We start from the raw sequence: 21,814 nt of genomic DNA, 5'->3' as shown, positions 1-21,814 counted from the left end.
CCCGCGATGACCAGCCCTGTCGGAATCGGCCCCGAAAGCGGACAATGGCAGTACCGCGAAGATGGGCTACACCACACGGCGCGGTGGAGGTGCGACATGACTCACGACCTGACTCACGACGTTGCTCACGCGATCCGATTCTCCGGGTTCGGTGGGCCGGAGGTGCTCGAAGTCGTCGAAGTTCCGATGCCCCTGCCCGGCGAGGGTGAGGTGCTCGTCGAGGTGTTCGCGACGGGGCTCAACCCCGTGGAGAGCGGCATCAGACGCGGCGAGCATCCCGGACGCTGGCCGGTGACGTTTCCGTCACCGCAGGGTCAGGATCTCGCGGGCGTCGTCGTGGCGACAGGCCCCGGCGCGTCGGTTTTCTCGCGTGGTGAAGAGGTCATGGGCTTCGTCGAACGCGGTGCGCACGCCACTCACGTCGCGGTGCCGGAACGACAGTTGCTGCCGAAGCCGCCCGAGCTGACGTGGGAGGTGGCCGGATCCCTCCACGTCGCCGGTACGACCGCTTGGACGGCCGTCGAGGGGCTCGCGCTCGGACCCTCCGACACGGTCGTCATCACGGCGGCGGCGGGCGGCGTCGGATGCCTCGCCGCCCAGTTCGCCCGCATGCGCGGCGCCACGGTGATCGGCTCGAGTGCCGAGATGCGATTCGACTTCCTCCGGCAGTTCGGGGTGCTGCCCGTGGCCTACGGACCCGACCTCGCCGAACGGGTGCGGCCGCTCGCTCCGGGACCGATCACCGGGTTCCTCGACTTCCTCGGCGGCCAGGCCGAAGAGGCGATTGCGCTCGGCGTTCCGCGCACCAGGATCCTCACGACCCTCGACTGGGCCGCCGTCGAACAGGACGCGGCAGTGAAGGCGAACGCCGGAGACGTCGTGGCTCTCGGCAGGGTCGCCGCGCTCGTCGCCGCCCGGCGCGCACGGTTGCCGATCGCCGACATCTTTCCGTTCAACGCCGTCGCCGACGCATATCGCGCCCTCGACCGCCGTGAGGCGCCGGGCAAGATCGTGCTCGGGCTGCGCATCGTCGGCTACGCGAGCCAGCGTGTGCATGAGCCGGCGATCAAGGAACAGGATGTGACGCTCGGCGTGCCCACGCCGCACGAGCATCTCGAGGTCGAGGAGGCGGTGCCGCCCGCCATCCTCGACGGGAGCGTTCGCCGCCGTCGCCGCGAGCAGCGGGAGGCGGAGTCCGGATCTCGCGCCGAGTAGGCGAGCGCGCGAGCCGTCGGTCTCGCACGCCGTGGTGACCGGAACCCCGGGACATCCGCTCGCCCAGTCGTAACCGGAACCCCGGAACATCCGCTCGCCCGTAGGATTGGGGGTATGGCCGACGGCTCCTCGTTCTATATCACCACGCCCATTTTCTATGTGAATGACGTGCCCCACATCGGGCACGCCTACACCGAGGTGGCCGCTGACGTGCTCGCGCGCTGGCACCGCCAGGCGGGCGAAGACACGTGGATGCTCACGGGCACCGACGAGCACGGCCAGAAGATCCTGCGCACGGCGACCGCCAACGGCGTGACGCCGAAGGAGTGGGCCGACAAGCTCGTCGCCGAAGCGTGGAAGCCGCTCCTCAAGACGGTCGACATCGCGAACGACGACTTCATTCGCACGACCGATGTGCGGCACGAGGCCAACGTGCAGAAGTTCCTGCAGAAGCTCTACGACGACGGCCACATCTACGCCGGCGAGTACGACGGCTACTACTGCGTCGGCTGCGAGGAGTACAAGCAGCAGTCGGAGCTCGTTCCGGGCACGGGGGAGTACGACGGGCAGCTCGTCTGTGCGATCCACTCGAAGCCCGTCGAGCTGCTGCACGAGAAGAACTACTTCTTCCGCATGTCGGCGTTCGCCGACCAGCTGCTCGCGCTCTACGAGGAGCGGCCCGATTTCGTGCGGCCCGAGTCGGCTCGCAACGAGGCGGTCTCCTTCGTGAGCCGCGGACTCTCGGATATCTCGATCTCGCGCTCGACGTTCGACTGGGGCGTGACGGTGCCATGGGACGAGAGCCATGTCTTCTACGTCTGGTTCGATGCACTGCTGAACTACATCACCGCGGTCGGCTACGGCGAAGACGAGGCCGAATTCGCTCGGCGGTGGCCTGCGCAGCACATCATCGGCAAAGACATCCTGCGCTTCCACGCCGTCATCTGGCCGGCCATGCTGCTCGCGGGCGGCCTCGAGGTGCCCCGTGGCGTGTTCGCGCACGGCTGGCTTCTCGTGGGCGGAGAGAAGATGTCGAAGTCCAAGCTCACGGGCATCGCCCCCGAGCAGATCACCGAGACGTTCGGCTCCGACGCGTTCCGCTACTACTTCCTGCGTGCGATCGCGTTCGGGCAAGACGGCTCCTTCTCGTGGGAAGACCTGGCAGCGCGCTACCAGGCCGAACTCGCGAACGGCTTCGGCAATCTCGCTTCGCGCGTGGTCGCGATGATCACCCGCTACTGCGACGGCGCCGTGCCATCGGCCGGCACCTTGACGGCGGCCGACATCGAGATCGGCGGCGTCGAGCGTCGAGTGACGGATGCCTCGTGGGAGGCCATCGATCGTCTTGCGATCCACGACGCGATCGGCGCGGCCTGGGAGCTCGTCGATGCGCTGAACGGCTACCTCACGATCGAGGAGCCGTGGACGCTCGCGAAGGATCCCGCCAAGCGCGATCGACTCGAGACGGTACTCGCCACCGCCTACCACGGCCTCGGTACTCTCGCCGTGCTGCTCTCGCCGGTGCTGCCGGTCGCGACGGCCAAGCTATGGACCGCGCTCGGCGGCACCGGCACCGTGCAGGAGCAGCGCATCGACCAGGCGAACGAGTGGTCGCTCGGCACGCAGGTGGCGCCACTCGAGGCGCTCTTCCCGCGCGTCGAGGTCGTGGAGTGACCTTGCTCCCTGAGCCTGGGCCCACAACGGCCGGTTCCGGTGCGCGAAGCGACGTGACGGCGGTGCCGATGGGGAGCGAAGGTGCCGCGCACCTCAGGGTTCGCCGCCCTTCGGCAGGCTCAGGGAGCGATCGGGCCGCCGAATACCCGCCGCTGCCCGAACCGCTCCCGGTCGCGGTCTACGACAATCACACGCACTTGGAGATCGCCGACGGCGCTCTTCCGATCGACGTGCACGAGCACCTCGAGCGGGCGGCATCCGTCGGCATCGCAGGCGCAGTGCAGGTCGGCACGGATGTTGCGACGAGCCGCTGGTCGGCCGAGGTCGCCGCACGTGAGCCGCGACTGCTCGCCGCGGTCGCACTGCACCCGAACGAGGCGCCGGAGCTCGAAGGGGCTGGCACGCTCGACGATGCTCTCGCCGTGATCGACGAGCTGGCAGCCAGACCGCGAGTGCGCGCGATCGGTGAGACGGGCCTCGATTTCTTCCGCACCGGTGAGGAGGGTCGTGGTGCGCAATTCCGCTCGTTCGAGGCGCACCTCGACATCGCGAAGCGGCACGGGCTTGCACTGCAGATCCACGATCGCGACGCGCATGACGAGGTCGTGGCGACGCTGCGGCGGGTCGGCGCGCCCGAGCGCACGGTGTTCCACTGCTTCTCGGGCGGCGAATCGCTCGCCCGACTCGCGGCGGGCGAAGGCTGGTATCTCTCCTTCGCCGGAAACGTCACATTCAAGAACGCCGAGAACCTGCGCGAGGCGCTCAGGGTCGCCCCGCGCGACCGCATACTGGTCGAGACGGATGCCCCGTACCTCACTCCCGTGCCGCTGCGCGGGCGCCCGAACGCGCCGTATCTCGTGCCCCACACGGTGCGATTCATGGCCGAGGTGCTCGGCGCCGAGCTCGACGAGTTCTGCGCGCAGCTCGCGTCGAACACCGTGCGCGTGTACGGCTCGTGGCATGATGAGCCCGTGGTGGGGGCTGCAGTATGAACGCGCATCGGCATGAGGGTGAGGGTGTCGCGGTGTCGCCGCGCTTGCTCGGACCGGCCGAGATCCGCGACCTCGCCGAGATGCTCGACGTCACCCCGACGAAGAAGCTCGGGCAGAACTTCGTGCATGACGCCAACACCGTGCGTCGCATCGTGCAGACGGCCGGCGTGCGCTCCGGCGAGACCGTGCTCGAGATCGGCCCCGGGCTGGGCTCCCTGACGCTCGGGCTGCTCGAGGTCGGGGCATCCGTCATTGCAGTCGAGATCGACAAGCGCCTCGCCGCTCAATTGCCGCACACCGCCGACATCATGCAGCCGGGCACGTCGCTCACAGTCGTGACCGAAGACGCGATGCGCGTCACCGAACTGCCCGGCGAGCCCGTGCGACTCGTCGCCAACCTGCCGTACAACATCTCGGTGCCTGTGCTGCTGCACCTGCTCGAGCACTTCGACTCGCTGCAGTCGGGCATCGTGATGGTGCAGGCCGAAGTCGGGTACCGGCTCGCGGCCGAGCCCGGCTCGAAGGTCTATGGTGCACCGAGCGTCAAGGCCTCCTGGTACGGACGCTGGCGCACGGCCGGCCAGGTCTCGCGCATGGTGTTCTGGCCGGTGCCGAACGTCGACTCGGTACTCGTCGGCTTCGAGCGAGCGGATGTCCCCGGCACCGAGGCCGAGCGTGTTGCCACGTTCCGGCTCGTCGACGCTGCGTTCCAGCAGCGGCGCAAGATGCTGCGGCAGTCCCTCTCCTCGGTGCTCGGCGGGACCGCAGCGCAGGCCTCGGCGGTGCTCGAGGCGGCCGGCGTCGACCCGCAGGAGCGCGGCGAACAACTCACGGTCGCCGACTTCCTCCGCATCGCCCGCGCAACCTGATCACGCGCTAGCGTGGTGCCGTGGGGAAGCAGGGTGTACCGAAGCAGCACTCGGTGGGGGCATCGGCCGACGGCGTCGGCGACGATGCGCTCGGCGTCGAGGCCGAGGCGACGCTTCGGGGTTGCCTCGACTCCGTGACCATCGAGTCGGTCGGTTAGCGTGGACTCATGACGATCGCGGCGACCGACGAGGCAGTGCACGTTCGGGCGCCCGGCAAGATCAACGTCTTCATGCGCGTCGGCGCGGTGCAGGCCGACGGCTATCACGACGTCGCCACCGCCTACCAGGCTGTCTCGCTGTACGAAGATGTGCGCGCCTGGCCCGACGATGAGTTCAGCGTGACCTTCGGCGGCAGCGTCGACGCCTCGGGTCTGCCCACCGGCCGCTCGAACCTGGCGATCAAGGCCGCGAAGCTCCTCGCTCGCACCGCCGGCGTGCCGGGCGGTGTGCACCTCGAGATCGACAAGCACGTGCCGATCGCCGGCGGCATGGGCGGCGGGTCGGCGGATGCCGCAGCCACCCTCGTCGCGTGCGACGCTCTGTGGGGCACCGCCCTTGCCAAAGAGGAACTGCACGCCCTCGCGGCCAAGCTCGGCGCCGACGTGCCGTTCGCCCTCACCGGCGGCACCGCCATCGGTACGGGGCGGGGTGATCGCCTGAGCCCCGCGCTTGCCACCGGGTCATTCCACTGGGTGCTCGCCGTCGCCGAGTTCGGGCTGTCGACGCCGGCGGTCTACCGCGAGCTCGATCACCAACGGGATTCCCGCCTCACCCTCGTGCCCGACGGCACGGCGCCCGTCGTCGACACTGCGGTGCTCCAGGCACTTCGCGCCGGCGACGCCGCGCGCCTGGCCGAGTCGTTGCACAACGACCTGCAGGCGGCCGCGCTGAGCCTCGCCCCGGGGCTCGGGGGCATCCTCGAACTCGGCGAGGCGCACGGCGCTCTCGCCGGACTCGTCTCCGGGTCGGGGCCGACGGTCGCGTTCCTCGTCGAAGACACGGACGCCGCCCTCGAGTTGCAAGTCGCACTCTCCGCCGCCCGGCTCAACGCGGTGCACGTGCATGGGCCGGTGCACGGGGCGCGCATCATCTAAGGCGTGACATCTCTGGTGTGCAGAGCCTGATGTGCAGAGCCTGGCGTGTGTCTCTCTGGTGTGCAGAGCCTGGCGTGACTCTCTCTGATGTGCGGAGCCTGGCGTGACTCTCTGATGTGCAGGGCCGGATGAGGATCGCGGCCGCGACCAGTCAGGGGCGGCGAGCCCGTCGGAACCCGTTCACGGCGCTCCAGCCAAGTGCGATCGTGCCGGCCACCAGGCACACGGCGATCACGCGCTGCGCGTCGAGATCGATGTCGATGAACTCCACGAACGACGGGTCGAAGAGCCGTCCGGTCACCGTCAGGCCGATGATGAGCACCGCCCACACGGTCGCGATCACGGCGTTCAGGACGGCTGTGCCGATCGTCCACCGCCCGAGCGCCCGGGCCCGCGCCGTCACGAGACCCCCGGCGGCGATCAGCACGATGCCGAGGATCAGGCTCCACGGCCACAGCGCCTGGTTCAGCACCGACATCCGCCCGACGTCGGGGACGTCCCACGGGATGCTGATGACGACGAGCCCGGCCATCGCCAGGACCACCAAGACGATGCCCACAACCCGCTCAGCGCGGCCGGACGGCTTCCCCTCGTTCGGGTCATGGGCAGGGAGAGAGTCGACCGTCCACGGTCCCACCGGCGCATCGGCTCGGTCCAGCCTGACGTAGGTAATCGTGGTGATGGTGAAGATCCATGCTCCCGCGGTGAGCGTGATGCCGACCATCGGCCCGACGATCCCCCAGAAGGGTCTGCCCTCGACGGCGAAGCCGATCGCCACCCCGAGCGCGACGGCCGGCAGTGCGCTCCAGAGGATGATCCGCAGGATCCGCCGCCACGTCGGGTACCACCGAGGGCCGAGGAGGTGAAGGGGTCGGTCGGCGTAGCCGGCAGCGAGAACGGCGGGGTCGCCGAGCCCGTTCAGCACCGCCTTCTCGGCGGCGGCCGGCTCCTCGCCTCGCTCGATGCGATCGTCGAGCTGGTCGCGGATCGACGTGCGCAGCTCGTCGGCGTAGTCGTCGCGCTGATCGACCGGCAGCGTTCTCGTCGCTGCTTCGACGTAGCGTTCGGTGTACTCGTCCCTGGTGATCGGTTCGGGGGTCATCTCGGTTCTCTCTCTTCAGTCGGCCAGCGCGTCGATCGCCTGGGTCAGCGCACGCCAGTCGGAGGTCAGGGTCTCGGCGAGGCGATCCCCGACATCGGAGGTGCGGTAGAACTTGCGGGGCCGGGCCTCGTCGGTGTCCCACTCGCTTGTCAGGCAGCCCTGCTTCTCGAGCCGGCGCAGCAGGGGATACAGCGTGCTCGCATCGGTCTCGAAGCCGCGCACAGCGAGGTCTTCGAGCAGCCCGTAGCCGTATCCGGGCGTTCGCAGGATCCGCAGACATGCGAGCACCACGGTGCCGCGCCGCAGCTCGTGGCGGTGCGTCTCGAATCCCTCTGGCTCGCTCATGCCGACAATAATACTGTGCGACGCACACTATTGCAACTGAACCCAGTAATGCCGAAGGCGGGTCTCTCTCGGCGTAGCCAGCCGCCACCGAGATGGGGGACGCGTCCTAGTCGTTCGGGGGCCCGCCGGCAACCCGCCCCTTGCCGCGCCGCCGCCGGCTCGGGTCGGTGAGCCAGGGGAGGGCGAAGGCCGCGTTGGGCGTATACACGTCGGTACCCGGCGGCACGACCTCGTCGATGCGGTCGAGCACGTCGTCGTCGAGCTCGACATGGACCGATTCGAGCAATGATTCGAGCTGCGGCATGGTGCGCGGCCCCAGGATGACCGAGGTGACCGCGCGGTGGGCGAGCGGGAACGCGACAGCCAGTGCAGGCAGCGACGTGCCGAGCTCTTCTGCGATCGGGAGCAGTTGTTCGACGACGTCGAGCTTGCGTGCCGTGATGGGCTCGTCGGGATCGAACCAGGCAGGGCGGAGAGCTGCCCGCCCCTCGGGGGCCGGGGTGCTCATGCCGCGCCGATATCGCCCGGTGAGGAAACCGAACGCGAGCGGGCTCCAGGTCAGCACCCCCATTCCCCAGCGCTCCGCGACGGGCAGCACGTCGCGCTCGATGCCGCGCGCCAGGATGTTGTAGGGCGGCTGCTCGGTGCGGAACCGCATGAGGCCGCGTGCTCCGGCGACCCGGTGCGACTCGACGATCTCGTGGGCGGCGAACGTCGAGCAGCCGAAAGCGCGGATCTTCCCCGCATGCACGAGATCGGTGAGCACCCCGAGCGTCTCCTCGATGTCGGTGTCGAAGTCGGGTCGGTGCACTTGGTAGAGGTCGAGGTAGTCCGTGCCGAGGCGGGTCAGGCTGGCCTCCACGGCACGGAGCAGATGGCGCCGGGAGTTGCCGCTGCGGTTGCGACCTTCGTCGAGCGCGAAGTGCCCCTTCGTCGCGAGAATCACGTCATCGCGGCGACCGCGAAGTGCTTCGCCGACGATGATCTCGGACTCCCCGCCCGAGTACATGTCGGCGGTGTCGACGAAGTTGATGCCCCGATCGAGCGCGGCATGGATGATCCGCGCGCACTCGTCGTGATCGGCATTGCCGGCAGATCCGAACATCATGGTGCCGAGCGCGAAGCGGGACACCGTCATGCCGGTTCGACCGAGCGTGGTGTATGTCATGCCGGCTTCGGTCATGCCGGAGCCGGTCATCTCAGAGCTGCTCATGTGAGGAAGATATCTCCGCAAGGCGAGTTGCGCAAATACATTTGCGGAATCTGTAGACTCGGAGCATGCAGCACGAGGAGTCAGATCACGAGGAACCAGGGGATGTACGGACCATCGACGATGTGCGGGCGCTCGCGGCGCTCGCGCATCCCTTGCGCTCGCGCCTCGTCGACGCATTGGCCGTCGACGGAGACTCGACCACCGGCGCACTCGCCAGTGCGCTCGGCGTGGCGACCGGCAGCGTGTCGCACCATCTGAAGGTGCTCACCGACGCAGGACTCGTCGCCCGCGCACCGCAGGATCCGTCAGACCTCCGTGAGCGTCATTGGAAGCTCGTGAGTCGCGGTATGCGCTGGTCCGCAGGCCAGTTCCGCGACCGCCCGGCCGCAGAGTTCGCAGCGTCATCTGCAGATGCCGTCATGCTCGAGCGGCAGTTCGAACGGGCACGTGAATTCGTCGAGTCCGCTGAGTCGCCATGGGACGACGTCGCGGTCTCCGGGCACTACTGGCTCCACCTGAACGCGGAAGAGCTCGCGCAGCTCGGCCGACAGCTCGACGAGCTCTTCCTGTCGTGGCGCCGGCGCGACATTCCCGACGACGGCACGGACCGCCGGGCGGTGCACGGCTTCGCGCACGTGTTCCCGTCACGACCCTGACCGCGGCAGGGAACGCGCGGGCGCAGCAGGAACGCCCAGTCTCGGCAGGAATGTGCAGGCTCAACAACCTCCCCGGACATCACAGCTAGGCTCGTCAGGACATGGCACATCTCCTCGGCGCTGAGCGCCTGCACCTCGAATTCCCGACGCGAGTGGTCTTCGACGAGGTGACCCTGGGCATCGACGAGGGCGATCGCATCGGCGTCGTCGGCCGCAACGGCGACGGCAAGTCCACGCTCCTGAAGCTTCTCGACGGCCGCCTCGACCCCGATGGCGGCCGGGTCACGCGTCGTCGCGGCATCCGCATCGGCACGCTCGATCAGGCCGACGTGGTCGACCCTGGCAAGACGGTCGCCGAGTTCGTGGTCGGCGGCATCGAAGAGCACGTGTGGGCGGGCGACGCGAAGGTGCGCGACGTCATCGCGGGCCTCCTCGGCGATGTGCCCTGGCACGGACAGATCGCGAACCTCTCGGGCGGGCAGCGGCGGCGCGTCGGCCTCGCGTCGCTTCTTGTCGGCGACTGGGACGTCGTCTTCCTCGACGAGCCGACGAACCACCTCGATGTCGAGGGCATTGCCTGGCTCGCCGGACACTTGAAGCGCCGTTGGGCGACCGATTCCGGTGCGCTCGTCGTCGTCACCCACGACCGGTGGTTCCTCGACGAGGTGTGCACCGGCACGTGGGAGGTGCACGACGGCATCGTCGAGCCCTTCGAGGGCGGCTACGCCGCATACGTGTTGCAGCGCGTCGAACGTGATCGCTCCGCCGCGGCATCCGAGACCAAACGCCAGAACCTCATGCGCAAAGAGCTCGCGTGGCTGCGCCGCGGCGCGCCCGCACGCACCTCGAAGCCGAAGTTCCGCATCGACGCGGCGAACGAGCTCATCGAGAACGAACCCCCCGTGCGCAACAAGGTCGAGCTCGACCGGCTCGCCGTCTCACGTCTCGGCAAAGACGTCGTCGACATCCTCGATGTGTCCGTGGCCTATCCCGCTCGGGACGGCGAGCCGATGACCCTTCGACAGTCTCAGGACGGCGCGGATGTCGCGAGCGGCGCGCCTGCTACACGCACCGTGCTGCGCGACATCGAGTGGCGCATCGCTCCGGGCGAGCGCACCGGCATCCTCGGCGTGAACGGTGCAGGCAAATCGACCCTGCTCGGGCTCGTGACGGGAGCGGTGCAACCGACGACGGGCCGTGTGAAGCGCGGCAAGACGGTGCGCATCGCCACGCTCAGTCAAGAGTTGAACGAACTCACCGAGTGGGCCGACATGCGGGTCTCCGCGGTCGTCGCCGAGCAGCGCACCAGCTACCAGGTGGGTGACAAGGAGATGACCCCCGGCCAGCTCCTCGAGCGGCTCGGCTTCACGACGGCGCAGCTGTCGACCCCGGTCAAGAATCTGTCGGGCGGCCAGAAGCGGCGCCTGCAGCTGCTGCTGATCCTGCTGCAGGAGCCCAACGTGCTGATCCTCGACGAGCCGACCAACGATCTCGACACCGACATGCTCGCCGCGATCGAGGACCTGCTCGACTCGTGGCCGGGTACCCTGCTCGTCGTCTCGCACGACCGATACCTCATCGAGCGCGTCACCGACCGTCAGTTCGCGATCCTCGACGGCCATCTGCGCGATCTGCCGCGCGGCGTCGAGCAATACCTCGAATTGCGCAAGGCGTCGCTCGCTGAGCCTGTGGAAGCGAGCGAGGGCGGTGCGAAGGCCCCTTCGACGGGCTCAGGGAGCAAGGCGGGCTCAGGGAGCAAGGCGGGTTCAGTGGGCAAGACGGGCTCAGGGAGCGGGTCGGGCAACGGCCCTGCGCCGCTCGCCGGCGCCGATCGCCGGAACGCAGAGAAGGAGCTCGCGTCGATCGATCGCAAGCTCGAGAAGCTGGCGATCCAGATCGCCCAGCAACACGAGAATCTGGCGCGCCACGACCAGGGCGACTACGTCGGGCTGGCAGCGCTCGGCGACGCGGTGCGTGCGCTCGAGGCATCCGTCGCCGACCTCGAGACCCGCTGGCTCGAAGTTTCCGAGTCGCTGGAAGCTTGACGTCGCAGAAGCTGTGACTCCCTGTGACCTCGTTGGGGAACAGGCAAAGAATCTTCGCTTAGCGTAGAGATGCACCCGCGATCGCGGCATCGAAGCCCCCACCGTTACCAACCGTGGCGGAGCCATGCCTGCTCCACGCCATCAGCACCCGATTGCGTGCGCCGGAAGCGAAAGGGAACCACCATGTCACAGCACTCGTCACGTCGCACAAGGCTCATCGCCGCACTCGCCGCAGCGCCGCTCATCTTCGGCCTCGCCGCATGCGCCACGCCGGCGGCCGGCGAAGGCGGGGAAGCCTCGAACGAGGTCATCAAGATCGGCGTCGTCGGCAAGGCCGACCCGCAGTGGGCTGCATTCGAAGAGGCTGCTGCCGACGAGGGCATCGAGATCGAGATCGTCGACTTCTCGGACTACGCGCAGCCGAACCCGGCGACCACCGAGGGCGAGCTCGACCTCAACCAGTTCCAGCACATCGTCTACCTCGCCGACTACAACGTGTCGAGCGGTGAAGACCTCGCGCCCATCGGGTCGTCCGCGATCTACCCGCTCGGGCTCTACTCGACGAAGTACGACTCGGTGAAGGCCATTCCCGAGGGCGAGACCGTCGCCGTGCCGAACGATGCCTCGAACCAGGCGCGGGCACTCCTCGTGCTGCAGTCGGCCGGCCTCATCGAGCTCTCGAGCGGCGGCACGATCTTCTCCGACCTCGCCGATGTCGACGAGGCGAAGTCGAAGGTCGAGGTCACCGCGCTCGAGGCCTCGCTCACGCCGACCTCGTTGCCCGACCTCGCCGCCGCCGTCATCAACAACGACTTCGTCGAAGACGCGGGCCTCACCTTCGAAGACGCGATTGCGCAGGACGACCCCACCGACCTGAACGCGCTGCCCTACGTCAACATCTTCGCCACCCGCGCCGATGACAAGGACAACGCGACCTACCTGAAGCTCGTCGAGATCTTCCAGACCGACCCCGAGGTGCAGGCCGGCCTCATCGAGGCGTCGGGCAGCACCGGCGTCGCCGTGCAGACCCCCGTCGCCGACCTCGAGGAGTCCCTCGCCAAGGTCGAGGCCGACACCAAGGCCGCCAAGGGCTGATCGCGCACGCGCGATCGATCGCACGCCGTTCGGGCGGCGGTCACCGACACGCTCGGTGACCGCCGCCCGGTTCGGCGTTGAAAGAGGAGTTCACCATGGCGCTGGTCGCCTTGCGAAACGTCACCAAGACGTACCCGGCATCCGAGAAGGGAGGCTCACCCGTCGTCGCGATCGACGACGTGAGCCTCGAAGTCGAACCCGGCGACGTCTACGGCATCATCGGTTACTCGGGAGCCGGCAAGTCCACGCTCGTGCGGCTCGTGAACGCGCTCGAGCCCGCGACCTCGGGCTCGATCGAGGTCGACGGCCGCGAGATCACGACGATGCCCGAACGCGAGCTCCGGGGCATCCGTCTCGGCATCGGCATGATCTTCCAGCAGTTCAACCTCTTCAACTCGAAGACGGTCTGGGCGAACATCGCCTATCCGCTCACGGTCGCCGGTGCGTCGAAGCCGGAGATCGCCGCTCGGGTCGCCGAGCTGCTCGAGTTCGTCGGCCTCACCGACAAGGCCAAGAACTACCCCGATCAGCTCTCGGGCGGCCAGAAGCAGCGCGTCGGCATCGCGCGAGCGCTCGCCACCTCGCCGCGCCTGCTGCTCGCCGACGAGGCCACGAGCGCCCTCGACCCTGAGACGACGGGGGAGGTGCTCGAACTGCTCAAGCGCGTCAATCGCGAATTCGGGGTCACCATCATCGTCATCACCCATGAGATGGACGTGATCCAGTCGATCGCCACGAAGGTCGCCGTCATGGACGGCGGGCGCGTGATCGAGGCCGGCGGCGTGTTCGACGTCTTCTCGAACCCGCAGAACCCATCGTCGCAGCGGTTCGTCGCAACGGTCGTGAAGGGCATTCCGTCGCCTGCCGAACTCGCCGTGCTGCGCGAGCGGCACGAGGGTCGCATCGTCACGATCTCGTTCCGCGACGGTGACGCGTCACAGGCGGCGGTCTTCGTCGCGCTCGCTACCGCGGGCGTCGAGTTCGAGCTCGTCTACGGCGGCATCAACGACATCCAGGGTCGTGCCTTCGGGCATCTCACTCTGGCGATCAGGGGCACGGATGCCGCGATCGACGCGGTGCTCGCCGAAATCTCCTCGAACGTCGACGTGACGGAGGTGTCGTGATGGACCGGCTCTTCGAACTGCAGGGCGAGTTCTGGGTCGCCGCCGTCGAGACGCTGTACATGGTGGCGCTCACACTGTTCTTCGGTGGGCTCGCCGGGCTTCTGCTCGGCATGGTGCTGTACACGACACGGCCCGGTAGTCTGCTCTCGAATCGGGTGGTCTTCAACGTTCTGAACGTCGTGATCAACTTCTTTCGCCCGATCCCGTTCATCATCTTCATCGCTGCGGTGCAACCGCTCGCGAGATACGTGATCGGCACCGGCATCGGCAACGATGCATTGGTGTTCGCACTCTCGATCGCGGCCTCCTTCGCAATCGCCCGACTCGTCGAGCAGAACCTGCTCACCGTCACGCCCGGCGTAATCGAGGCCGCTCGCGCGATGGGTGCCGGCCCGTTCCGCATACTTCGCACGGTCGTGCTGCCCGAAGCGCTCGGGCCGCTCATCCTCGGCTACACCTTCGTGCTCGTCGCGATCATCGACATGACTGCGGTCGCAGGCTTCATCGGCGGTGGCGGCCTCGGCACCTTCGCGCAGGTCTACGGGTACCGTCAGTTCGAGCCGATCATCACTTGGGCGGCGATCGTGCTCATCGTGATCTTCGTGCAGGTCGCGCAGTTCTTCGGCAACTGGCTGGCACGCAAGGTGATGCGCCGATAGTCGACGTGCCGGTCGTCGATGTGCTCGTCGTCGATGTGCTGGCCGTCGACGTGCTGGTCGACTGCTCCTCGACGTGCTGGTCGACTGCTCCTCGACTGCTCCTCGACTGCTCCTCGACAGCGGCGAGAAGGCGCGAAGCTTCCACAACGAGGCGCGCTCCCCACGGTGAGGCAGTCCTGTCCATGACGATCGAGGCATGACCCGACTCGACGCCGACGAGGCGACCCGGCTGCCCATTCCCACCGACCACGACGTGCTCGAGCGTGTCGCGATGCTGCTCGATCGTGCGATCCGCCGCCAGTGGTGGACCCTCTACCTCGATGAGCACGACATGCAGAGTCCGCTCATCATGCCGATGGCCGGCTACCCGGAGTCACCCGATGAGCCAGCGCCCGAGTCGGGCACCGCCGCCGGTCTGATGGCGAGCAGGCTCGCCACGATCGTGCAGGAGATCGGTGCCGCGAAGCTCGTGTTCGTCTGGGAGCGACCCGGCGGTGCCGAATCGACCCCGGCGGATCGGGTGTGGGCGCGTGAACTCGGCGAGGCGTGCCGCGCCGAGGGTGTAGCTGTGCGTGCTCAGCTGATCCTGCACGATGGGGGCGCTCGCTGGTTCGCTCCCGACGACTATGCGTGACAGGGAAGCTCGTCACGAACCGATGTGACGGCGCTGTACCTGACCCGACCGCGCCTTGCATTCTGCCTGGCACTGTTCTGCCGGGGCACGACCGTGCCTGACGCTGCCGCGCGTGGCATTGTGCTGCCTGACATTGTTCTGCCGGGGCACGACCGCGCCTGACGCTGCCGCGCGTGGCATTGTGCTGCCTGACATTGTTCTGCAGGGGGCACGACCGTGCCTGACGCTGCCTCGCGGGGCATTGTTCTGCCTGACATTGTTCTGCAGGGGGCACGACCGTGCCTGACACCACCGCGCGTGGCGCTGCTCTGACTGACATTGCCCTGCCCGTCACGACCTGAACGATGCGACCATGCCATGCCTGACGCGATGATGCCTGACGCGACCATGCCCGACACGGTCACGCGTGACACTGCCCAACATGGTCACGCGTGACACTGCCATGCGTGACACGATGCGCGACAACGGGCTGCGATGCGAGGTCACCGCGCTTCGATCACGCGGGCTGAGCGCGATCAGAACGGAGGTGCTTCAGGGAATTCCACTTGGGAGGTCGGCGCAGAGCCGGCATTCGTCTGGAAGTCGACGCCGAGAGGCGTGAGTTGAACGCCAGCACGTACCGTGTCGGCATCGGCATCGGCATCGGCATCGGCATCGACATCGACACCGGCATCGACACCGGGCGGAGCGACACCATGATGGTGCTGCCGGACTCCGGGAACGTTGCCGCCCGCTTCGTCGCTGCCGCCATCGACCTCGATCGAGCGCGCCGGGTGGGTGAGGTGCAGGCGACCCGCGGGGGAGGTCCACTCGAGGACTCCGCCGGCCAGATGCCGCATCGACCAGGATGACTCGTGCTTGAGGTGATGATGCAGCGGGCAGAGGTGGGCCAGATTGTCGAATGCGGTGCGGCCGTCATCGGCCCAGTCGATGCTGTGGTCGAGATCGCTGCGTCTGGCGTCGCGCTGACAGCCCGGGAATCGGCAGGTCTCGTCGCGCACCTGGAGCCACCGCTGAAGGTCGGCCGGCGGTCGGTAGCTGGTGCGATCGACGTCGAGCACCGCGCCCGTGATCGGATCGGTCAGCAGGCGCACGAAGGACGGGGCATCAGCAGCGAGGCGGCGAGCCGTCTCTGCGTCGATCGGACCGTAGCCGTCGAGAATGCCGGGGTCGGACGAGGAGCCGATGAGCGTGAGCACAGGCACGGTCACGTGCACGCTCGGTCGCACCCGGTCGCATGCAGCCGCGAAGGGCGAGTCATCGCCGAGCCCGCCGTACAGCAGAAGATCGCGTGCGGCGTCGGCGCGTGCGTTGTCGCGGGTCGATGAGGAGAAATTCGCCGTGACATCATCGGTGCGCCCGGTGTTGCCATCATGATCGGATCGAGCCGCGTGACGGTGGTGGCGTGCGGAAGCGACCTCACGAGCGACGTGATCGAGGCGATCTCTGATGAGCAGGGCGTCTGCCGCCGGCAGGTAGGCGTGCAGCCAGGCCATGCCGTCGGGAGCCGGCTCGATCTCGACGCGACGCTTCGCCCGGGCGGCACGATGGCGTTCGGCGAGAGTCTGCGCTTGCAGTTCTTCGCGCAATGAACGTGCTCGGCGACGAACGCTCGGCGGCGTGTGGTCGGCCGCGTAGACCGCGAGTGTTTCATCGAGGTCGGCCCGGACGCGGGGTTCGTCATCGAGCTCGGCGGCGGCCTCGACGATCACGCGCGCATGCTGCAGGCTGATCGCTCCGGACCGCAGCGCCGCGAGCGTTGCGGGAAGCTGAGTCGACAGTGCCCAGGCGTCATCGATCTGATGTTGCATCGTGCGCTCGGGCACATGCAGTGCTGTCGCGAGCTCGGCGGTGACGCTGCGATGCGCCATCTCTCGTCGTCGTTCGGGGGACAGCGTCGGGGCGACGAACGCCTGCTCGGCGCGAAGCGCAAATGACACCGTCAAGAAGATCAGATCGACCCGCATCGCCGCGTTCATCGCTTCGATGCGCTGCGCCTGCACGGAGGCTTCGACGAGTTCGGCGAGGCCGTCTTGCGCGATCGCATACGGCGACCGCTCTTGAGTATCGAAGTGGCCGGAATCGTGCTCGGAATCATGCCCCGCATCGTGCTCGGAATCGTGCCCGGAATCATGCTCGGAATCGTGCCCGGAATCATGCCGCGCATTGCGCCCGGAATCACGCCCAGAATTACCGTCTGATCTGGTAATCACGGGTGGCGGCTGCATGACTCGATTCTACCAGAATTCGAACGTATGTTCTGGGTATCTGTCTAACTGAAGTAGACTCGTGGCCGTGGCTGAGTCTGCTCATCCGGTCGGCGGGGTCGACTACCCGCGGACGTTTCAAGAACTGCGCGAGTGGTTCCCCGACGACGCGGCGTGTCTGGAGTATCTGGCGTTGCTGCGGTGGCCAGGCGGGTTCATCTGCCCTGGCTGCATGGGTCGTGAATCCTGGGCGACGGGTGCGGGCTTGTGGATGTGTCGGGCGTGCGGGCGGCGGACGTCGGTGACTGCGGGCACGATCTTCCATCGAACTCGTACCCCGCTGTCGACGTGGTTCGCGGCGGCGTGGTTCATCACGTCGCAGAAGAACGGGATGTCCGCGCAGAGCCTGCAACGGGTCCTGGGGCTGAAGTCGTACGAGACGGCGTGGGCGTGGATGCACAAACTGCGCCGGGCGATGGTGCGCCCGGAACGCGAACTGCTGCAGGGAGTGGTCGAGGTGGACGAGACGTTCGTCGGCGGCGTCAGCATCGGGCGCTCCGGCGCGAGTTCCACGAAGGCGGTCGTGATGGTCGCCGTTGAAAAGCCCGGGCCAGGTCGCAAGCTCGGCCGGATTCGGCTCGGGGTGGCGGACCGGCCGAACACGCTCGGACTGGTCGCCTTCGCGCAGAACAGCGTCGTACAGGGCTCGACGATCCACACCGACGGTGCCCGGATGATGCGCCGGCTGTCCGATCTCGGCTACGCGCACGAGTACGCCACCGGGTACAACGCCCCCGACCCATCCGCGGTGCTGCCGGGCGTGCACCTGACCGCGTCACTGCTGAAACGCTGGCTGACGGGTACCCTGCACTACGGCGTCGCCGAGCATCAGCTGCCGTACTACCTCGACGAGTTCACGTTCCGATTCAACCGGCGCAACGCGACCAGTCGCGGCCTGCTGTTCTACCGGCTCCTGCAACAGGCCGTACACACCGACCCGCACCCGCTCGACGACCTCCTCGACCCCGACTCGAATCCACACCTCAGCGCGAATGACTGACAGTGACTGATTTACGACTGCGTGCGGGAATGAAGGACCGTAGCGCGTGATGCGGTCCCTCATTCCCCACTCTTCAGTCAGAACTCAAAAATCGTTGCGAGTTCGTCTGATAGCAAGACCGTGCACGGGAGATTGCGCAAGATCTCGGCCTGAGTAGAGACTCCGCGAAGCCTCGCGGCCTGCACGTACTCCTCCCAGGGGAACGACCCGGGATGGGGGTCATCGGCTTTTACCAACGTCAGAACTTCTGAGACGACATCCGCCGGCGTGCGCTTCCACGATACGGCCTCCACGTTGCCGTGTTTGAAGGAGGAGACTCCGCGGTCCATGTCAAGTCGGAGCATCGAGTCATCCGACAATCGCAAGTACTGAGTAATCTTCATACTCAGTGACGGTCTGGGTTTTCCCCGCGGGTGCTCGTCGAGCTCGCAGATGATAACCAGACCAGTCACCGACAGCTTTGCGATGTCGAAGGGGAGGCGCTTGGCTGCTCCGGACCCCATCTCGTCCACACGGCTCGGCACAAAACGAATCTGCTCATCCTCACTCATGCAGGGGAGCAGTTCAGATCCTTCTGCACACCGTCGTCCCAACCGAAGGGATCGTAGAAATCCGTTAGGGCGGTATCGACGCGACCTCGCCAACCGACCACGTTCGAGTTTGCACATGCCTTGTGGGGAGTCGCCCAATGCCCTGTGCCTGATCCGGAAGTGACGCCCTCGACGGTGGAAGTTGCTTGAGTGATCCAGCTGCACCCGAGGGAACTGCATCCAAGGGCCTGGAGTTCGACGGTCACAGTGCCCGTGGCTGGGCAGGTGCCGCCATCCTTGACCCAATAGCCATGAACCGATGCGTCGCCATTGGTCACGTGCGGATAATCTGCGACGCCTCGCCAGTCGCATCCCCACCAAGACCAAAGTGGAGTAACCACTGGTCCACTGTCGTCGGTGATGTCGCTGCGAGCAGCAAACCGATCTTCTTTGAGTTCCTTGTCGCCGACACTTTCAACGAACCTCCTTGGTCTGGTACCTGCACCATCCTCGGAATGTTGATCAAGATCAACCTTGTATTCGCGGTCTCAGTTTGCTAACGAAGAGGGGCCGTCGTGGATCCAGGGCATCGCAACTCGTGAAGGCGTCGGGCGGCCCCGACATGGCGGAACATGCCGGGACCGGGTCAACGAAGGCACACTTCAGCTAAGCAGATACCCAGAACGTATGTTCGATGGTTGTGGAGAACTTCTCCGACCCGTGGCACGAGCATCGAACGGATGCCGCGGGCGCGATCATGCCCGCGACATCCGCTCTGCGCGCCACCTCTGCGCGCCACCTCTACTCGCACGCGAGCCGCGCCGGTGCGAGCCTCGCTGGCACGAGCCGAGCCGAGCCGAGCCGAGCCGAGCCGAGCCGGCGCGAGCCGCGCCGGTGCGAGCCGAGCCGAGCCGGCGCGAGCCGCGCCGGTACAAGCCGCCTGCGCGAGCCCGTCGCGCTCAGTCGAATCCGAGACTGAGTTTGCGCAGCAGCCGGGCCAGCCGTTTCTGTTCGGCCGCAGGCAGGCTGCCGAGCAGCTCGGCCTCGGCGTCGACGAGCCTCGTGATCGCGGCATCGACGCGAGTGAGCCCGGCCGACGTCATCTCGACGAGGATGCCGCGCCCGTCGTTCGGGTCGGTCTGGCGCGTCACGAGTCCGCGCTCGACGAGCCGGTCGATGCGATTGGTCATGGTGCCGCTCGAGACGAGCGTCTGCAGCAGCAGCGCCTTGGGGGAGAGTCGGTAGGGCGATCCGGCCCTCCGGAGCGCCGAGAGCACGTCGAACTCCGACGACTCGAGTTCGGACCGGGTGAACGCCTGCCGTCTGGCGCGGTCGAGGTGCTTCGAGAGTCGCGCGACACGCGAGAGCACCTGCAGCGGCGAGAAATCGAGGTCGGGGCGCTCGCGTTCCCAGTCGTCCACGATTCGGTCGACCTCGTCAGCATCGGTCATCCAGCCATTATCGCGCCGCTCGGGTCGCGGAGTCGTTCACTTCGCATGCGCGAGTGCTTCGCCCGTCTCGAGCAGCGATCTCACCGCGTCCTCTCCGCCCGGGCGGAGTGACGTGAGCACGTTCTGCGAGACGTGATCGTCACGGCGTTCAGGGAGCGCATCTCACGACATGGCAACGATCGGAACGCGTCGGAGCGGCCGAGGAACATGGCAGACTGGATGTCGCGCACGGGCGTCGGCCCGAGTGATCCGCCATAGTGTAACGGCAGCACGGCAGCCTTTGGAGCTGTCCGGTCCAGGTTCGAATCCTGGTGGCGGAGCCGGAACGGCCGCCATGCACCCCACAGACTGCACCGATAGGAATAGGCGCGAATGACCGACCAGAACCTCGCCATCATCGTTCTCGCCGCCGGCCAGGGCACGCGCATGAAGTCGGCGGTGCCGAAGCTCCTGCACCCGCTCGCCGGTGCGCCGATCGTCGCGCACGTGCTCGCCACGGCTCGCGCGCTCGACGCCGAGCACATCATCGCGGTCGTCCGCCACGAGCGGGACCTCGTCGCCGCAGCGGTCGAGATCGAACTGCCCGGCACGATCATCGTCGACCAAGACGAGGTGCCCGGCACCGGCCGTGCCGTCGAGCAGGCGCTCGCCGCGCTGCCCGCCGACTTCGACGGCGAGGTGCTCGTGCTGAACGGCGATGTGCCCCTCTTGAACGCCGACACGCTGGCCGCCTTCCTCGAGCAGCATCGCGCGGATGCCGCGGCGGCATCCGTGCTCTCCGCCGTGTACGACGACCCGAGCGGGTACGGTCGCGTCGTGCGCAACGACGCCGGCCTCTTCGACCGCATCGTCGAGCAGAAGGACGCGAGTGACGACGAGCGCGCCATCGCCGAGATCAACGCGGGCATCTACGCGTTCGGCGCGGCCGCGCTCCGCGACCAGCTCGCGAACCTCACGACCGACAACGTGCAGGGCGAGAAGTACCTCACCGACGTGATCGGCCTGCTCCGTGCAGCCGGCTCCGAGGTCGAGGCAGTGCCCGTCTCCGAACCGTGGCTCGTCGCCGGCATCAATGACCGGGCCCAGCTCTCTGAGACCGCTGCTCGCCTGAACGCGCTCATCGTGCGCGGCTGGCAGCTGAACGGCGTCACGATCGAAGACCCGGCGACCACCTGGATCGACCTCGCGGTGCGCATCGAACCGGATGTCACGATCCGCCCCGGCACGCAGCTGAAGGGTGCGACGGCGATCGCGACCGGCGCGATCGTCGGCCCCGACACGACGCTCGTCGACTGCGAGATCGGTGAGAATTCCGAGGTGAAGCGCACCGACGCCACCCTCGCCGTCGTCGGCCCCGGGGCATCCGTCGGGCCCTTCTCCTACCTTCGTCCAGGCACGGTGCTCGGTGCCGACGGCAAGATCGGCGCCTTCGTCGAGACGAAGAACGCGAACATCGGCGAGGGCAGCAAGGTGCCGCACCTCTCGTACATCGGCGACACGACGGTCGGCGAGCAGTCGAACATCGGGGCCGGCTCGATCACCGCGAACTACGACGGAGTGAACAAGCACCGCACCGAGATCGGCTCGCACGTGCGAACCGGGTCGCACGGGGTGTTCGTCGCGCCCGTTAGGATTGCTGACGGGGCCTACACGGGCGCCGGTACCGTCGTCCGCAAAGACGTTCCGGCAGGCGCGCTCGCCGTGAATGTGGCCCCGCAACGCAACATCGAGGGATGGGTCCAGACGCATCGAGCCGGCACCGCGGCTGCTGAGGCAGCCGAGGCGGCCGCAGAGGCATCCGGCCCCACCGCCGACTGACGCACCGGCAGACCGCGGGTGGAGAGGACAG

At 67.5% G+C, this 21,814-nt stretch carries 21 protein-coding genes and 1 tRNA gene; 16 read left to right on the top strand and 6 right to left on the bottom strand.

Annotated features, from left to right (window positions below; translation table 11 throughout):
- Positions 1-96: 96 nt before the first annotated feature.
- From AC1C2U_RS05970 to AC1C2U_RS05945, 6 genes are all read left to right on the top strand, one after another.
- Positions 97-1,215 (top strand): NADP-dependent oxidoreductase, encoded by a 1,119-nt coding sequence (locus AC1C2U_RS05970; protein ID WP_495360779.1) that lies wholly within the window; start codon positions 97-99, stop codon positions 1,213-1,215.
- Between the two features lie 114 nt (positions 1,216-1,329).
- On the top strand, positions 1,330-2,889 hold the full coding sequence (gene metG / locus AC1C2U_RS05965; RefSeq protein WP_495360778.1) for a methionine--tRNA ligase: 1,560 nt from the start codon (positions 1,330-1,332) through the stop codon (positions 2,887-2,889).
- Between the two features lie 68 nt (positions 2,890-2,957).
- Positions 2,958-3,881: a TatD family hydrolase gene (locus AC1C2U_RS05960; RefSeq protein WP_495360777.1), complete on the top strand. Its 924-nt coding sequence runs from the start codon at positions 2,958-2,960 to the stop codon at positions 3,879-3,881.
- Positions 3,878-4,750 (top strand): 16S rRNA (adenine(1518)-N(6)/adenine(1519)-N(6))-dimethyltransferase RsmA, encoded by an 873-nt coding sequence (gene rsmA / locus AC1C2U_RS05955; RefSeq protein WP_495360776.1) that lies wholly within the window; start codon positions 3,878-3,880, stop codon positions 4,748-4,750. Before AC1C2U_RS05960 ends, rsmA begins: the two co-directional genes overlap by 4 nt.
- 20 nt (positions 4,751-4,770) lie before the next feature.
- The gene (locus AC1C2U_RS05950; protein ID WP_495360775.1) at positions 4,771-4,908 is read left to right on the top strand and encodes a hypothetical protein; all 138 of its coding nucleotides are present in this window, start codon (positions 4,771-4,773) and stop codon (positions 4,906-4,908) included.
- 9 nt (positions 4,909-4,917) lie between these two features.
- Positions 4,918-5,844 carry a 4-(cytidine 5'-diphospho)-2-C-methyl-D-erythritol kinase gene (locus AC1C2U_RS05945; protein WP_495360774.1) on the top strand — a complete coding sequence of 309 codons (927 nt, stop codon included), beginning with the start codon at positions 4,918-4,920 and terminating at the stop codon, positions 5,842-5,844.
- 151 nt (positions 5,845-5,995) lie between these two features.
- On the opposite strand, the gene AC1C2U_RS05940 is transcribed toward AC1C2U_RS05945, so the two are convergent.
- From AC1C2U_RS05940 to AC1C2U_RS05930, 3 genes are all read right to left on the bottom strand, one after another.
- Complete coding sequence (locus AC1C2U_RS05940; protein ID WP_495360773.1) at positions 5,996-6,946, bottom strand: permease prefix domain 1-containing protein; 951 nt, start codon at positions 6,944-6,946, stop codon at positions 5,996-5,998.
- A gap of 15 nt (positions 6,947-6,961) precedes the next feature.
- Positions 6,962-7,291 carry a PadR family transcriptional regulator gene (locus AC1C2U_RS05935; protein ID WP_495360772.1) on the bottom strand — a complete coding sequence of 110 codons (330 nt, stop codon included), beginning with the start codon at positions 7,289-7,291 and terminating at the stop codon, positions 6,962-6,964.
- 106 nt (positions 7,292-7,397) lie between these two features.
- Complete coding sequence (locus tag AC1C2U_RS05930; RefSeq protein WP_495360771.1) at positions 7,398-8,504, bottom strand: aldo/keto reductase; 1,107 nt, start codon at positions 8,502-8,504, stop codon at positions 7,398-7,400.
- Positions 8,505-8,569: 65 nt separating this feature from the next.
- Between AC1C2U_RS05930 and AC1C2U_RS05925 the strand changes: the two genes are divergently transcribed.
- From AC1C2U_RS05925 to AC1C2U_RS05900, 6 genes are all read left to right on the top strand, one after another.
- Positions 8,570-9,160 carry an ArsR/SmtB family transcription factor gene (locus AC1C2U_RS05925; RefSeq protein WP_495360770.1) on the top strand — a complete coding sequence of 197 codons (591 nt, stop codon included), beginning with the start codon at positions 8,570-8,572 and terminating at the stop codon, positions 9,158-9,160.
- A gap of 101 nt (positions 9,161-9,261) precedes the next feature.
- The gene (locus tag AC1C2U_RS05920) at positions 9,262-11,205 is read left to right on the top strand and encodes an ABC-F family ATP-binding cassette domain-containing protein (protein ID WP_495360769.1); all 1,944 of its coding nucleotides are present in this window, start codon (positions 9,262-9,264) and stop codon (positions 11,203-11,205) included.
- 183 nt (positions 11,206-11,388) lie between these two features.
- On the top strand, positions 11,389-12,300 hold the full coding sequence (locus AC1C2U_RS05915) for a MetQ/NlpA family ABC transporter substrate-binding protein (RefSeq protein ID WP_495360768.1): 912 nt from the start codon (positions 11,389-11,391) through the stop codon (positions 12,298-12,300).
- A gap of 95 nt (positions 12,301-12,395) precedes the next feature.
- Positions 12,396-13,424, top strand: coding sequence for a methionine ABC transporter ATP-binding protein (locus AC1C2U_RS05910; RefSeq protein WP_495360767.1), 1,029 nt, complete (start codon positions 12,396-12,398; stop codon positions 13,422-13,424).
- A complete protein-coding gene (locus AC1C2U_RS05905; RefSeq protein ID WP_495360766.1) occupies positions 13,424-14,083 on the top strand; it encodes a methionine ABC transporter permease in 660 nt (219 codons plus the stop codon). The genes AC1C2U_RS05910 and AC1C2U_RS05905 overlap by 1 nt, the downstream gene beginning before the upstream one ends.
- Before the next feature lie 196 nt (positions 14,084-14,279).
- Complete coding sequence (locus AC1C2U_RS05900; RefSeq protein WP_495360765.1) at positions 14,280-14,717, top strand: hypothetical protein; 438 nt, start codon at positions 14,280-14,282, stop codon at positions 14,715-14,717.
- A gap of 515 nt (positions 14,718-15,232) precedes the next feature.
- Here the strand turns inward: AC1C2U_RS05900 and AC1C2U_RS05895 are convergent.
- Positions 15,233-16,945 (bottom strand): HNH endonuclease signature motif containing protein, encoded by a 1,713-nt coding sequence (locus tag AC1C2U_RS05895; RefSeq protein ID WP_495360764.1) that lies wholly within the window; start codon positions 16,943-16,945, stop codon positions 15,233-15,235.
- Between the two features lie 67 nt (positions 16,946-17,012).
- On the opposite strand from AC1C2U_RS05895, the gene AC1C2U_RS05890 reads away from it, so the two are divergent.
- Complete coding sequence (locus AC1C2U_RS05890; RefSeq protein WP_495353313.1) at positions 17,013-17,984, top strand: IS1595 family transposase; 972 nt, start codon at positions 17,013-17,015, stop codon at positions 17,982-17,984.
- 77 nt (positions 17,985-18,061) lie between these two features.
- Here AC1C2U_RS05890 and AC1C2U_RS05885 read toward each other — a convergent pair whose 3' ends face one another.
- Complete coding sequence (locus tag AC1C2U_RS05885) at positions 18,062-18,535, bottom strand: hypothetical protein (RefSeq protein WP_495353312.1); 474 nt, start codon at positions 18,533-18,535, stop codon at positions 18,062-18,064.
- Positions 18,536-19,208: 673 nt separating this feature from the next.
- Between AC1C2U_RS05885 and AC1C2U_RS05880 the strand changes: the two genes are divergently transcribed.
- On the top strand, positions 19,209-19,493 hold the full coding sequence (locus AC1C2U_RS05880; RefSeq protein WP_495360763.1) for a hypothetical protein: 285 nt from the start codon (positions 19,209-19,211) through the stop codon (positions 19,491-19,493).
- Here the strand turns inward: AC1C2U_RS05880 and AC1C2U_RS05875 are convergent.
- On the bottom strand, positions 19,474-19,965 hold the full coding sequence (locus tag AC1C2U_RS05875; protein ID WP_495360762.1) for a MarR family winged helix-turn-helix transcriptional regulator: 492 nt from the start codon (positions 19,963-19,965) through the stop codon (positions 19,474-19,476). The two genes, AC1C2U_RS05880 and AC1C2U_RS05875, sit on opposite strands and share 20 nt — an antisense overlap.
- 248 nt (positions 19,966-20,213) lie before the next feature.
- Here AC1C2U_RS05875 and AC1C2U_RS05870 point away from each other — a divergent pair.
- Positions 20,214-20,285, top strand: a tRNA-Gln gene (locus tag AC1C2U_RS05870).
- 52 nt (positions 20,286-20,337) lie between these two features.
- Positions 20,338-21,783, top strand: coding sequence for a bifunctional UDP-N-acetylglucosamine diphosphorylase/glucosamine-1-phosphate N-acetyltransferase GlmU (glmU, locus tag AC1C2U_RS05865; RefSeq protein ID WP_495360761.1), 1,446 nt, complete (start codon positions 20,338-20,340; stop codon positions 21,781-21,783).
- The last annotated feature ends 31 nt before the right edge of the window (positions 21,784-21,814 follow it).

It is taken from the genome of Agromyces sp. Y575 (genome assembly GCF_059445445.1).
Note: the sequence above shows the minus strand (reverse complement) of the source record. Positions and strands in the feature narration are given on the sequence as shown.

Excerpts from the sequence above, each read along its gene's own strand:
- AC1C2U_RS05970 (WP_495360779.1), top strand. The coding sequence starts at position 97 with ATGACTCACGACCTGACTCACGACGTTGCTCACGCGATCCGATTCTCC.
- metG (WP_495360778.1), top strand. The coding sequence starts at position 1,330 with ATGGCCGACGGCTCCTCGTTCTATATCACCACGCCCATTTTCTATGTG.
- AC1C2U_RS05960 (WP_495360777.1), top strand. The coding sequence starts at position 2,958 with ATGGGGAGCGAAGGTGCCGCGCACCTCAGGGTTCGCCGCCCTTCGGCA.
- rsmA (WP_495360776.1), top strand. The coding sequence starts at position 3,878 with ATGAACGCGCATCGGCATGAGGGTGAGGGTGTCGCGGTGTCGCCGCGC.
- AC1C2U_RS05945 (WP_495360774.1), top strand. The coding sequence starts at position 4,918 with ATGACGATCGCGGCGACCGACGAGGCAGTGCACGTTCGGGCGCCCGGC.
- AC1C2U_RS05940 (WP_495360773.1), bottom strand. The coding sequence starts at position 6,946 with ATGACCCCCGAACCGATCACCAGGGACGAGTACACCGAACGCTACGTC.
- AC1C2U_RS05935 (WP_495360772.1), bottom strand. The coding sequence starts at position 7,291 with ATGAGCGAGCCAGAGGGATTCGAGACGCACCGCCACGAGCTGCGGCGC.
- AC1C2U_RS05930 (WP_495360771.1), bottom strand. The coding sequence starts at position 8,504 with ATGAGCAGCTCTGAGATGACCGGCTCCGGCATGACCGAAGCCGGCATG.
- AC1C2U_RS05925 (WP_495360770.1), top strand. The coding sequence starts at position 8,570 with ATGCAGCACGAGGAGTCAGATCACGAGGAACCAGGGGATGTACGGACC.
- AC1C2U_RS05920 (WP_495360769.1), top strand. The coding sequence starts at position 9,262 with ATGGCACATCTCCTCGGCGCTGAGCGCCTGCACCTCGAATTCCCGACG.
- AC1C2U_RS05915 (WP_495360768.1), top strand. The coding sequence starts at position 11,389 with ATGTCACAGCACTCGTCACGTCGCACAAGGCTCATCGCCGCACTCGCC.
- AC1C2U_RS05910 (WP_495360767.1), top strand. The coding sequence starts at position 12,396 with ATGGCGCTGGTCGCCTTGCGAAACGTCACCAAGACGTACCCGGCATCC.
- AC1C2U_RS05905 (WP_495360766.1), top strand. The coding sequence starts at position 13,424 with ATGGACCGGCTCTTCGAACTGCAGGGCGAGTTCTGGGTCGCCGCCGTC.
- AC1C2U_RS05900 (WP_495360765.1), top strand. The coding sequence starts at position 14,280 with ATGACCCGACTCGACGCCGACGAGGCGACCCGGCTGCCCATTCCCACC.
- AC1C2U_RS05895 (WP_495360764.1), bottom strand. The coding sequence starts at position 16,945 with ATGCAGCCGCCACCCGTGATTACCAGATCAGACGGTAATTCTGGGCGT.
- AC1C2U_RS05885 (WP_495353312.1), bottom strand. The coding sequence starts at position 18,535 with ATGAGTGAGGATGAGCAGATTCGTTTTGTGCCGAGCCGTGTGGACGAG.
- AC1C2U_RS05880 (WP_495360763.1), top strand. The coding sequence starts at position 19,209 with ATGGTTGTGGAGAACTTCTCCGACCCGTGGCACGAGCATCGAACGGAT.
- AC1C2U_RS05875 (WP_495360762.1), bottom strand. The coding sequence starts at position 19,965 with ATGACCGATGCTGACGAGGTCGACCGAATCGTGGACGACTGGGAACGC.
- glmU (WP_495360761.1), top strand. The coding sequence starts at position 20,338 with ATGACCGACCAGAACCTCGCCATCATCGTTCTCGCCGCCGGCCAGGGC.